Origin of the sequence: Pseudoalteromonas sp. P1-7a, from assembly GCF_001401855.1 — a bacterium.
GTDB lineage: Bacteria > Pseudomonadota > Gammaproteobacteria > Enterobacterales > Alteromonadaceae > Pseudoalteromonas.
In genome coordinates, this window is sequence record NZ_LKDU01000016.1 from 37,560 (window position 1) to 49,585 (window position 12,026).

Annotated in this window: 12 protein-coding genes; all 12 read left to right on the forward strand. The window is 40.4% G+C overall.

The window, feature by feature from the left end; all coding sequences use genetic code 11:
• Positions 1-29 precede the first annotated feature (29 nt).
• The 12 genes from AN389_RS11370 (at position 30) to cyoA (ending at position 12,026) form a co-directional block, all read left to right on the forward strand.
• Entirely contained in the window at positions 30-341 is a 312-nt protein-coding gene (locus tag AN389_RS11370; protein WP_055017576.1) for a BolA family transcriptional regulator, read from the forward strand.
• A 104-nt stretch (positions 342-445) separates the two neighbouring features.
• Complete coding sequence (gene fabV, locus AN389_RS11375; protein ID WP_055014967.1) at positions 446-1,639, forward strand: enoyl-ACP reductase FabV; 1,194 nt, start codon at positions 446-448, stop codon at positions 1,637-1,639.
• Positions 1,640-1,994: 355 nt separating this feature from the next.
• Positions 1,995-3,338 (forward strand): Na(+)-translocating NADH-quinone reductase subunit A, encoded by a 1,344-nt coding sequence (locus AN389_RS11380; RefSeq protein WP_055014968.1) that lies wholly within the window; start codon positions 1,995-1,997, stop codon positions 3,336-3,338.
• A 3-nt stretch (positions 3,339-3,341) separates the two neighbouring features.
• On the forward strand, positions 3,342-4,544 hold the full coding sequence (locus tag AN389_RS11385; protein WP_055014969.1) for an NADH:ubiquinone reductase (Na(+)-transporting) subunit B: 1,203 nt from the start codon (positions 3,342-3,344) through the stop codon (positions 4,542-4,544).
• On the forward strand, positions 4,537-5,289 hold the full coding sequence (locus tag AN389_RS11390) for a Na(+)-translocating NADH-quinone reductase subunit C (RefSeq protein WP_055014970.1): 753 nt from the start codon (positions 4,537-4,539) through the stop codon (positions 5,287-5,289). Before AN389_RS11385 ends, AN389_RS11390 begins: the two co-directional genes overlap by 8 nt.
• A complete protein-coding gene (locus AN389_RS11395) occupies positions 5,289-5,921 on the forward strand; it encodes an NADH:ubiquinone reductase (Na(+)-transporting) subunit D (RefSeq protein ID WP_004587140.1) in 633 nt (210 codons plus the stop codon). The genes AN389_RS11390 and AN389_RS11395 overlap by 1 nt, the downstream gene beginning before the upstream one ends.
• A gap of 10 nt (positions 5,922-5,931) precedes the next feature.
• Positions 5,932-6,540 carry an NADH:ubiquinone reductase (Na(+)-transporting) subunit E gene (gene nqrE / locus AN389_RS11400; RefSeq protein WP_004587139.1) on the forward strand — a complete coding sequence of 203 codons (609 nt, stop codon included), beginning with the start codon at positions 5,932-5,934 and terminating at the stop codon, positions 6,538-6,540.
• A gap of 18 nt (positions 6,541-6,558) precedes the next feature.
• The gene (gene nqrF / locus AN389_RS11405; protein ID WP_055014971.1) at positions 6,559-7,788 is read left to right on the forward strand and encodes an NADH:ubiquinone reductase (Na(+)-transporting) subunit F; all 1,230 of its coding nucleotides are present in this window, start codon (positions 6,559-6,561) and stop codon (positions 7,786-7,788) included.
• Positions 7,789-7,885: 97 nt separating this feature from the next.
• A complete protein-coding gene (locus AN389_RS11410; protein WP_055019822.1) occupies positions 7,886-8,917 on the forward strand; it encodes an FAD:protein FMN transferase in 1,032 nt (343 codons plus the stop codon).
• A gap of 162 nt (positions 8,918-9,079) precedes the next feature.
• A complete protein-coding gene (gene nqrM, locus AN389_RS11415) occupies positions 9,080-9,292 on the forward strand; it encodes a (Na+)-NQR maturation NqrM (protein WP_004587136.1) in 213 nt (70 codons plus the stop codon).
• A gap of 1,050 nt (positions 9,293-10,342) precedes the next feature.
• Entirely contained in the window at positions 10,343-10,762 is a 420-nt protein-coding gene (locus AN389_RS11420; RefSeq protein WP_055016845.1) for a hypothetical protein, read from the forward strand.
• A 310-nt stretch (positions 10,763-11,072) separates the two neighbouring features.
• Positions 11,073-12,026: a ubiquinol oxidase subunit II gene (gene cyoA / locus AN389_RS11425; protein ID WP_055016846.1), complete on the forward strand. Its 954-nt coding sequence runs from the start codon at positions 11,073-11,075 to the stop codon at positions 12,024-12,026.

The window sequence follows — 12,026 nt, forward strand, 5'->3', positions numbered from 1 at the left end:
ACAAATTAGTGACTAAATATGGTGTTTTAATGTCAATGCAACAACAAATCCAAGACAAGCTTAGTAGTGCGATTGCCTGTAAGCATTTAAACGTAATTAACGAAAGCCATATGCACAGCGCCGGCACTGAGTCGCATTTTAAAGTGATTGTAGTGAGCGAAGAGTTTGCGGGTAAACGTTTACTGCAGCGTCACCGCCAAATTAACGAAGTACTAAAAGATGAATTAGCAAATCATATACACGCATTAGCTATTCATACTTACACGCCTGATGAATTTACAGAGCAAGGCGGCGAAGCGCCAGACTCACCTGATTGTTTAGGTGGCTCAAAGCTTCATTAATATAAATAGGGTATTTGATCGGTGTTTAACTGATCAGATCAGTGTTTTTAGTATTAGCCTTTAAACTAGCGCTAATTTTTATTGCAAAAGATATAGGATGATCAATGGTCATTAAGCCTAAAATTCGTGGATTTATTTGTACTAACGCACACCCTGTAGGCTGTGCAGAGCATGTTCAAGAACAAATTAACTATGTAAAACAACAAGGCAAATTAAAAGATGCGCCTAAAAATGTACTCGTAATTGGTGCATCTACTGGCTACGGTTTAGCGTCTCGTATTACGGCAGCTTTTGGTGGTGGTGCTAAAACATTGGGTATTTTCTTTGAGAAAGAAGGTACAGAGCGTAAAACGGGTTCTGCTGGTTGGTACAATACAGCAGCATTTCAAGACGCTGCAGATGAAGCTGGGCTTTGGTCAAAAAATATTAATGGCGATGCGTTTTCTAACGAAATTAAGCAAAAGGCAATTGAGACAATCAAAGCAGATTTAGGCAAAGTAGACTGTATTATTTACAGCTTAGCATCACCTCGTCGTACTGATCCCAATACAGGTGAAGTGTATTCATCAACACTTAAGCCAATTGGCAATGCCGTTACCACTAAAAACTTAAATACATCAAAGCGTGTAATTGACGAAGTAACAGTTGAAGCCGCAAGCCAAGATGACATCGACAACACCATTAAAGTGATGGGCGGTGAAGATTGGGAAATGTGGATTGATGCATTAAAAGAAGCCGATGTATTAGCCGATAACTTTAAAACCACTGCGTATACATATATAGGTAAAGAGTTAACGTGGCCAATCTACGGACACGCAACAATAGGTAAAGCAAAAGAAGATTTAGACCGTGCAACGGCTGCAATTAAAGAATCAACAAAGGATTTAAATGGTCAAGCCTATGTATCGTCTTTAAATGCGGTTGTCACTCAGGCAAGCTCTGCAATTCCTATTATGCCGCTATATATCTCTGCTTTATTTAAAGTAATGAAAGCCGATGGCACCTATGAGGGCACTATTGAGCAGATTCATGCTTTATTTAGCGAAAACTTATACGGTGAAAACCCACGCTTTGACGAGGGCGGTCACTTATTCCAAAACTACAAAGAGCTAGAAGACGATGTACAAGCGCGTGTGCAAGCTGTTTGGGATAAAGTAGATACGAGCTCAATTGATGAGCTAACTGATTACGTGGGCTATCATAACGAATTTTTACGTTTATTCGGTTTTGGCATTGACGCTGTTGACTATGAGCAAGATGTAGATGCAGTGAAGCCAATTGCAAACATGATTGACTAAATCATACTGTGTAATTATAAAAAAGTCGCTTATTGCGGCTTTTTTGCTTTTAGTGTTTTAAATATTTTGTGGCCCTTAGGTGCTTCGGCTACCACTTTGGTCTACCTTGATTTTTATTTAAAACACTTAACAAAACTAAATAAGCGTTTCTGTCGTATAATTTTCATAAATACACTCGCATAGTCGTCCATAATGATGTTAAAATCGGAGCAATATGTGAGGAGTTTTACTGCGTTGCTTGTTTGATATTCCTAGCAAGTTGTTCTTTTGTACCTTGATATATCTTGGATAACTCAAATGGCGACGTGGTTGATACGATTTTTCAGTTTCTTTCCGTTAATTAATGCAAGTGCGTATGATCAACATAAAAAAAGGTCTGGATTTACCCATAGAGGGCGCGCCTCAGCAAGTTATTCATGATGGTTCTGCCATCAAACGTGTAGCTGTGCTAGGTGAAGAGTTTATCGGTATGCGTCCAACCATGCATGTTCGTGTGGATGACCAAGTCAAAAAAGGCCAGGTACTTTTTGAAGACAAAAAGAACCCAGGCGTCCTATTTACTGCACCAGCTTCTGGTACAGTAAAAGAAATTAATCGTGGTGCTAAACGTGTGCTGCAATCTGTTGTTATTGAAGTAAACGGCAGTGAGCAAATCACCTTTGACTCTTTCAATGCAGATGAGCTTGCAAGCTTATCGCGTGAAAAAGCCAAAGAAGTACTTGTTCAGTCAGGTCAATGGACAGCACTTCGTGCTCGCCCATTTAGCAAAGTAGCTGCGTTGGATGCAAATCCTAGCTCTATCTTTGTAACCGCTATCGACACAAACCCTCTTGCTGCAGACCCTGCAGTAATTATTGCCGAAAATGCAGCTGCATTTGAAGCGGGTCTTGCTGTTGTTTCGCGTTTGACCGATGGAAAAGTATTTGTATGTAAGCAAGCTGGCAGTCAAGTTCCTAGCTCGTCTATCGCTCAAGTAGAAGTACATGAGTTCGGTGGCGTGCATCCAGCAGGCTTAGTTGGTACTCATATTCATCACCTTGACGCAGTATCTGCGAATAAACAAGTTTGGCATATTGGTTACCAAGACGTTATCGCCTATGGTCACTTATTCCTTACTGGTGAAATCAACACTGACCGTGTAATTTCACTTGCAGGCCCTCGCGTTAAAAATCCTCGTTTAGTGAAAACACAACTAGGTGCTTCATTAGATGATTTAGTGGCAGGCGAATTAGAAGACGGTGATAACCGTGTAATTTCTGGTTCTGTTTTATCTGGCGCTATTTCTTCAGGTCCTCATGCATTCTTGGGTCGCTACCACGTTCAGGTGTCAGTTTTACTTGAAGGTCGCGAAAAAGAGCTGTTTGGTTGGATTGCACCAGGTAGTAATAAATTCTCTGTAACGCGTACATTCCTTTCTCACCTTGCACCGAGTCGTTTATTTAAAATGACAACGTCTACAGGTGGTTCAAAACGTGCCATGGTTCCAATTGGTAGCTACGAGCGCGTAATGCCGTTAGATATTTTGCCAACACTATTATTACGTGACTTAATCGCACGTGATTTAGACAGTGCAATTTCATTAGGCGCGCTTGAACTTGATGAAGAAGATTTAGCGTTATGTACCTTCGTTTGTCCGGGCAAATACGAGTATGGTTCTATCCTACGCGATTGCTTAACAACGATCGAGAAGGAAGGCTAAGAGATGGGTTTAAAGAAATTTTTAGAAGACATTGAGCCGCATTTTGAACCAGGTGGTAAACATGAAAAATGGTACGCCCTGTATGAAGCAGCCGCGACTATTTTTTATACGCCAGGTTATGTAAATAAAGGCGCAACTCACGTTCGCGATAATATCGACCTAAAACGTATGATGATTTTAGTGTGGATGGCGACGTTCCCAGCTATGTTTTTTGGTATGTTCAACATCGGTCATCAGGCCGCAGGTGCTTTAGCACAAGGTTTTGAACTAGCAAACTCTTGGCAGGTTGGTGTGTTCCAGTTATTTGGTGGTGAATTAACTGCTGAGTCGGGCTGGGGCGCTAAAATGTTCTACGGAGCATGTTTCTTCTTACCAATATACGCCGTTACGTTTGCAGTAGGTGGTTTTTGGGAAGTACTATTTGCTTCTGTGCGTAAGCATGAAGTTAACGAAGGTTTCTTCGTAACCTCTGTATTATTTGCACTTATTTTGCCTGCGACAATTCCTTTGTGGCAAGTGGCGTTAGGTATTACGTTTGGTGTGGTTATTGCTAAAGAAATCTTTGGTGGTACAGGGCGTAACTTCTTAAATCCTGCATTAGCGGGCCGTGCGTTTTTATTCTTCGCATACCCTGCACAAATTTCAGGTGACACAGTATGGACTGCAGTAGACTCGTTCTCTGGTGCAACTATGCTAGGTCAAGCGTTTGTAGGCACTCTTGATTACAGCAACATGGAGCTATGGTGGAATGCGTTTTACGGTTTCATTCAAGGTTCTGTAGGTGAAACATCTACCCTTGCTGTGCTTATTGGTGGCTTATTCTTAATTTACGTTCGCATCGCTTCTTGGCGCATTGTACTAGGTGTATTCCTAGGTATGGTGGCAACTGCATTCTTATTAAATGCAATTGGCTCTGAGAGCAACCCTGTATTTGCAATGCCTTGGCATTGGCATTTAGTACTGGGTGGTTTTGCATTTGGTATGTTCTTTATGGCTACTGACCCTGTATCAGCTGCATTTACCGATAAAGGTAAGTTCGCATACGGCGCGCTTATTGGCTTTATGGTAGTTATGATCCGTGTAGTAAACCCTGCTTTCCCAGAAGGCATGATGCTAGCAATTTTATTTGCTAACTTATTTGCTCCACTGTTCGATCACTTTGTAGTGCAAGCTAATATCAAGCGGAGGTTGGCACGTAATGTCTAGTAATAACGAATCAATCGGCAAAACGTTAACGGTTGTTGTTGCACTATGTTTAGTGTGTGCAATTATTGTATCGTTTGCTTCTGTACAGCTTCGTCCTTTACAGCAAGCTAATAAAACTCAAGATATTCAACGTAATATCTTAGCAGCAGCTGATATTGAAATTGCAAGTTCTGTATCTGACACATTCGATGGAAAAATCGAAGCACGTGTTGTGGATATGGACACTGGCGAGTTTGTTGAAGGTGCTGATCCTAACTCATTTGATTTCGAAAAAACGAAATTCGATCAACAAAGAAGTTTTGCACTTAAAGCAGAAGGGATTAAGGACATCGCTGGTATTCAGCGTATGACTAAAAACTCACCTGTTTACATCTCTAAAAAAGAAGATGGCTCTACAGATGCAATCATTTTACCTATCCAAGGTTACGGCCTTTGGGGTGTTATGTACGGTTTCTTAGCGCTTGAAAGCGATGGCGAAACAGTTAAAAACATCAACTTCTACAAGCATAGCGAAACACCAGGCCTGGGTGGCGAAATTCAAAACCCACAATGGACAGCTAAATGGCAAGGTAAAGAGTTACCTATTAACATTATGAAAAGCGGTGCTAGCAACGAACATCAAATTGATGGTTTATCAGGTGCTACACTAACTTCTAATGGTGTTGATCACACAGTTGACTTTTGGACTGGTGAAAACGGCTTTGGTCCTTTCCTTGCGAAGGTACGTGAAGGAGCGTTGAAATAATGGCTGATACTAAAGAAATGAAATCGGTCCTATTTGGTCCGGTTTTAGCTAACAACCCAATCGCATTACAAGTACTTGGTATTTGTTCTGCTCTGGCGGTAACGTCTAGCTTAAAAAATGCCTTAATCATGTCAATTGCATTGACATTAGTAACGGCGTTTTCTAGCTTGTTCATTTCAAGCATTCGTAACCACATACCTTCATCAGTACGTATTATCGTACAGATGACGATCATTGCTTCACTAGTAATTGTTGTAGACCAAGTATTACAAGCATTCTCTTACGCTACGGCAAAAGAGCTTTCTGTATTCGTTGGCCTAATTATTACTAACTGTATTGTTATGGGTCGTGCTGAAGCGTACGCAATGAAGTCGCCACCACTTATGTCATTTTTAGATGGCATTGGTAATGGTCTAGGCTACTCAGTGGTATTACTTACTGTTGGTTTCATTCGTGAGCTATTTGGTAAGGGAACACTATTCGGTGTTGATATTATCCCATTAGTACAAGATGGTGGTTGGTATCAACCTATGGGTCTATTGATTTTACCACCGAGTGCATTCTTCATCATTGGTTTATTCATATGGGTACTTCGTACTTATAAGAAAGACCAAGTAGAAGCTAAAGCGTAAGGGGCAAGCAGTGGAACATTATATTAGTTTATTTGTAAAAGCGGTTTTTATTGAAAACTTAGCTTTAGCTTTCTTCCTAGGTATGTGTACTTTCTTAGCTGTATCTAAAAAAGTAACTACATCAATTGGCCTAGGTGTAGCCGTTATTGTTGTACTAGGTATCTCTGTACCAGTAAATAACTTGGTTTACCATGCCGTACTTGCACCAGGTGCATTAGAGTGGCTTGGTTACCCTGAAGCAGACCTTAGCTTTTTACGTTTCTTAACTTTCATTGGTGTTATTGCAGCACTAGTGCAAATTTTGGAAATGGCATTAGATAAGTTTTTCCCTGCACTTTACAACGCATTAGGTATCTTCTTACCACTAATCACAGTTAACTGTGCAATTTTTGGTGCGGTATCATTCATGGTTGAGCGTAACTATAACTTCGGTGAGTCTGTTGTTTATGGTGTTGGCGCTGGTGTTGGTTGGGCGCTTGCAATTACATTGCTTGCAGGTATCCGTGAGAAAATGAAATATTCAGACGTGCCAGATGGCCTACGTGGTTTAGGTATTACCTTCATCACTGTTGGTTTAATGGGTCTTGGCTTTATGTCATTCTCTGGTATTTCACTGTAAAGGTAGCGAGGATAAATCATGAGTTATGAGATTTTCTTAGGCGTTGGTGTTTTCATCGCTATCGTTGTACTACTAGTTTTAGTTATCATTGGTGCTAAATCTAAGTTAGTTGCAAGCGGTGACATCATCATCGGTATTAATGGCGATCCAGATAAAGCCATTAAAACATCAGCAGGTAGCAAGCTTTTAGGCGCGCTATCTGAATCAGGTATTTTCGTATCATCTGCATGTGGTGGCGGTGGCTCTTGTGGTCAGTGTCGTGTACACATTAAAGAAGGTGGTGGCGATATCTTACCAACAGAACTTGATCACATATCTAAAGGTGAAGCCCGTGAAGGCTGTCGTTTAGCGTGTCAGGTAAATGTTAAAAACGACATGGAAATTGAACTTGAAGAGTCAATTTTCGGTGTTAAAAAATGGGATTGTGAAGTTATCTCTAACGATAACAAAGCAACGTTCATTAAAGAGCTTAAGCTACAAATTCCAGATGGCGAATCAGTGCCTTTCCGCGCGGGTGGTTACATCCAAATCGAAGCGCCTGCTCACCATGTTAAATACGCAGATTTCGATATTCCTGAAGAGTATCGTGGCGACTGGAATCACTTTGGTTTCTTTGACCTGGAGTCAAAAGTAGACGACGAAACTATTCGTGCATACTCAATGGCTAACTACCCAGAAGAAGAAGGCATTATTATGCTTAACGTGCGTATTGCTACGCCGCCGCCAAGAAACCTAAGCCTACCATGTGGTAAAATGTCATCGTACATTTGGTCACTTAAAAAAGGCGACAAGGTTACTATCTCAGGTCCATTTGGTGAGTTCTTCGCTAAAGACACTGACGCTGAAATGGTATTCGTAGGTGGTGGTGCAGGTATGGCACCAATGCGTTCACATATCTTTGACCAACTTAAGCGTTTAAATTCTAAGCGTAAGATTAGTTTCTGGTATGGTGCACGTTCTGAGCGTGAAATGTTCTATGTTGAAGATTTCGACGGCTTAGCAGCTGAAAACGATAACTTTGTATGGCATACCGCATTGTCTGATCCACAACCAGAAGATAACTGGGAAGGTTACACAGGCTTTATCCATAACGTACTTTATGAAAACTACTTGAAAGATCATGAAGCGCCAGAAGATTGTGAGTTCTACATGTGTGGTCCTCCAATGATGAACGCGGCTGTTATCGGCATGCTTAAAGACCTAGGTGTAGAAGACGAAAACATCTTACTAGATGACTTCGGTGGCTAACACCCATATCAAAACAACTTAGTTTTGGTTAAAATACAGGCCTCGTCGCACTTTGTGCTACGGGGCTTTTTTATTTTATTTTACATGGGCTAATTTAATGAACAGAGTAAGCAGTTCTCAAGGCGTTATCAGTATTTTTTTATTAACTATAATGCTATTTATCTCTGGCTGTGGGGCTGATAAAACACCTCAGGAGGTATTTTTAGAAGGCAAAACGATGGGCACTACCTATCATATTAAATACTTTGCCGACGATGAAAACATTGATGCCACTAAGTTACAGCAGCAAATAGATGATGAGCTAAAAGCAGTGAATCAGTCTATGTCTACGTATATTCCAGACTCTGAAATTAACACCTTTAATAAACTACCCGCCAATCAGGTTATGCCAATTAGTGAAGATTTTAGGGCTGTGGTGAGTGAGTCGATTCGTTTAGGTAAGTCGACCAAAACGCTTGATGTAACGATGGGCCCATTAATAGATTTATGGGGCTTTGGACCTGATAAAAAACCAACTAAGCGCCCAAGTGATGAAGCACTTGCTGCAATGATTGAAAAAATTGGTGTAGATAAACTCAACCTTACTGAGCAGGGCCTTGCTAAAACAGTTGATGGTTTAGAGTTGTCGTTTTCGGCCACAGCGAAAGGGTATGGCATTGATAAAGTAGCGCAATTACTTGAAAGTCAAAATATTAGTAACTACATGGTAGAAATAGGTGGGGAGCTGCGCATTAGCGGTGAAAAGCCAAATAACCAAGACTGGAAAATCGCGATAGAGCAGCCAGATGCGCCACCAGGCGAGCGAAAAGTTCACCGTGTATTAACGCCCGGTACGAATGGCATTGCAACATCAGGTGACTACCGTATTTTTTATAAAATGGATGGCGAAACCTACACCCATTTAATAGACCCTGTAACAGGCATGCCAATCAAACATGACTTAGTGTCGGTTACTGTATTACACCCTAGTGCAATGACCGCAGATGGCTTAGCAACGGCATTAACGGTTATGGGAATGGATGATGCTAAAGCATATGCTGAAAAGCACGATTTACCAGTGTACTTAATGGCTAAATCAGACAAAGGCATTGTGACTTACGCGAGCACTGCATTTAAACCTTATTTGTAATATAATGGCGTTTAGCTAACACTTTATTAGTGCTAAACGCATATTTCACTCGATTTTTTGAGATAGACTTCTCTCGCATCTATGTGGGTTTTGGGTGTATAATTTAGCGGTCGCTCAACAATGTTTGAGCATAATTTATTGCTGATCAATAGGGGCTAAGCAATGTCACTTTTTCTTCTTACATTTGGTTTATTAATTTTAATCGTGATAGCTATGGCTGTTGGTATGATCGTGCAAAGAAAATCTATGGCAAGTAGTTGCGGTGGGTTAGGCTCGGTAGGTATTGATAAAGCCTGTGATTGTGACGATCCTTGTGATAAGCGTAAAAAGCGTATGGCTAAAGAGCAAGCCTGGAAAGAAAACCAAATTATTTAAGCAGTAGCTTAACGACAAAAAGCGCCTTATGGCGCTTTTTTTGTACCTGTATATTTAGTGCCCAGATTATGTTTTAAATAAACACAAGCTTAATGTATTAGACCAAGGTCTATAGTTTAGTTTTTTTCACCTATTAGGTTTATTTTTCTCGTTTGTCAAATTGGAGCTAACACTCTAAAGTTTAACCATAGACACGGAGCAAGGCTCTCGTCATAAGGTAGAGGCATGAAGTTAGCCTCGCTTAAAAGAATCTTTATATTGTGTGTGAAGATGTTGTCAGTGTGAAAGGCAACTCAAGGTCGGTGGTGACCGGTTTTGAGTTGTTTTTATTCCCTACAATTGCCACGCAGTGTAAACCAAAAATCTTTATATTGTGTGTGAAGATGTTGTCAGTGTGAAAGGCAACTCAAGGTCGGTGGTGACCGGTTTTGAGTTGTTTTTATCCTCTACAATTGCCACGCAGTGTAAACCAAAAATCTTTATATTGTGTGTGAAGATGTTGTCAGTGTGAAAGGCAACTCAAGGTTGGTGGTGACCGGTTTTGAGTTGTTTTTATTCCCTACAATTGCCACGCAGTGTAAACCAAGAATCTTTATATGTGTGTGAAGATGTTGTCAGTGTGAAAGGCGGCTCAAGTTCGGTGGTGACTGAATTTGGGCTGTTTTTGTTTGTGCGGCTTTATTTTTAACTTCATTAATCCCCCCTTATCTCTACTCCTCAAGCTTCCTAAATATAAAATATTTATAAACTAAGTCATTATTTTTATTATGTTATTTTTTATTAACAAAATAGCTGCGAAAGCTTAACGCAAAACTTTATATTTTTTGTTGAACCGAAAACTGTCTTTGTTATACTCAGCATCGAACTTTCAGTAAGTTTTGAAAGTTTATTTGATACGGATCAATTCTCACTAGGTAAATGTGTGCTAGCCGGGTTTGATTGTATTTAGCACCTCGTTTTAGGGCTTACAGCAGCAATGTTTTTTTAATTTTTCCATTGCGCGCTTTATTACTCTAATTTTGTTATTAGTCATTTAGTAGGTTAATGTCTTTGAACACACTTTCTTTGCATCATACAAATACGGCTTTTGCTTCTAGCAAACCGCAAACGTGTGAACGCTTGAATAAAGCGGGCAAGGGCGTGTGTGTCGCTATAACATTATTAGTGTTTAATACGGTAATGCTGCTAAGTGGTGCATTAGAGGATGCCTTTCAGCTTGAAGCGTTGTTTAGCAATGGCTCTATTGTTGAGCCTGTTTTGCTGCACATTACGCAATTTTTAGCTCATCCGATCATATCTAGTCAGTTACTCATTGGCCTTTGCTGGTTATTGTTCCATATTTTTCCGGCGCGTCGTGCTGGAATAATCCTTCGTAAAGCCGCTTTCGCTTTTCGCGAGGCAAAAGTACACCAACCTGTGTCCGCTGCACATGGTTGTCGTGCTCCACCTAGCTTTACAGGTTGTCTGTAAGGCTTCACTTGTTGCTGGTTTTAATTATTTTTTCTTGCTGTAAATAATTAAAGTTTGCATTAGCAATGTAGCCGCGTGTTTTAAACACGTCAGCCAACCAACACTCACCCAAGTTAACTTTTATTACGTTATATAAATGCGTTTAGAAGCTGGGTTTGTTGCTAGGTATTTTTTGCATCCACTTGCAGCGGGTTCAGTCCCCTTTATTTTTATAATTTAGTGCTAGTTAACTTGGGTTTTTATTGAAAAATCGTTGCTTAATTTTTATTCAAAGCAGCAAATTAAAACTCTAGGTTTGTAGGATACTCCCTTGTTAATTCGTAACCTTTGTAATATTGCTTTAGCTAGTACGGTGCTGGCGTTGTCAGGCTGTAAAGGCGGGATACTCGATCCAAAAGGCCAAATAGGTATTGATGAGAAAAACTTAATCATCATTGCTACTGTCCTTATGCTGCTCGTAGTAATCCCCGTTATTGTGATGACTTTGTATTTCGCATGGAAATACCGAGACACACAAGATCATGAAATTTATGCACCAAAATGGGCTCATTCAAATAAGATTGAAGCCGTTGTTTGGGCTGTTCCTATTGTTATCGTTATTATTTTAGGTGTTATTACCTGGCAGTCTACCCAAGACTTAGACCCCTATAAACCTATTGAAGGTAAAGGCGAGCACCTCACTGTAGAGGTGGTTTCATTAAACTGGAAGTGGCTATTTATTTACCCAGAGCAAGGTATTGCAACGGTAAATGAATTGGTATTTCCGGCTAATGTACCTGTTGAATACAAAATCACTTCACAAAGCACAATGAACTCATTTTTTATTCCTCAGCTAGGTAGTCAAATTTATTCTATGGCAGGCATGGAAACCAAGCTTCATTTAATCGCAAACGAGCCGGGTACATTTAAAGGCTTTTCTGCTAATTACAGTGGCGCAGGTTTTACCGGTATGAAGTTCAATGCCATTGCCACCCCAACACAAGCTGATTTTGACACGTGGGTAACAAGCGTTAAAGCCAATGCTAACAACCTCACTCATGCCAATTATGTTGAGCTTGCAAAAGCCAGTGAAAACAATCCTGTTGCCTATTATGGCAAGGTCGACGACGGCCTATTTCATACCATTGTGATGAAGTATATGCAGGCACATGGCGATATGAACAAAAAACATCAAGCGATGAGCGAACATGGGCAAATGAGCAAAAAGCACCATGAAATGAATAAACACGCAATGCCTTTATCTCACAGCCAGGGCGAGGAATAA

Excerpts from the sequence above, each read along its gene's own strand:
- AN389_RS11410 (WP_055019822.1), top strand. The coding sequence starts at position 7,886 with ATGAACAGAGTAAGCAGTTCTCAAGGCGTTATCAGTATTTTTTTATTA.
- AN389_RS11395 (WP_004587140.1), top strand. The coding sequence starts at position 5,289 with ATGGCTGATACTAAAGAAATGAAATCGGTCCTATTTGGTCCGGTTTTA.
- AN389_RS11370 (WP_055017576.1), top strand. The coding sequence starts at position 30 with ATGTCAATGCAACAACAAATCCAAGACAAGCTTAGTAGTGCGATTGCC.
- AN389_RS11380 (WP_055014968.1), top strand. The coding sequence starts at position 1,995 with ATGATCAACATAAAAAAAGGTCTGGATTTACCCATAGAGGGCGCGCCT.
- AN389_RS11390 (WP_055014970.1), top strand. The coding sequence starts at position 4,537 with ATGTCTAGTAATAACGAATCAATCGGCAAAACGTTAACGGTTGTTGTT.
- nqrM (WP_004587136.1), top strand. The coding sequence starts at position 9,080 with ATGTCACTTTTTCTTCTTACATTTGGTTTATTAATTTTAATCGTGATA.
- AN389_RS11385 (WP_055014969.1), top strand. The coding sequence starts at position 3,342 with ATGGGTTTAAAGAAATTTTTAGAAGACATTGAGCCGCATTTTGAACCA.
- fabV (WP_055014967.1), top strand. The coding sequence starts at position 446 with ATGGTCATTAAGCCTAAAATTCGTGGATTTATTTGTACTAACGCACAC.
- nqrF (WP_055014971.1), top strand. The coding sequence starts at position 6,559 with ATGAGTTATGAGATTTTCTTAGGCGTTGGTGTTTTCATCGCTATCGTT.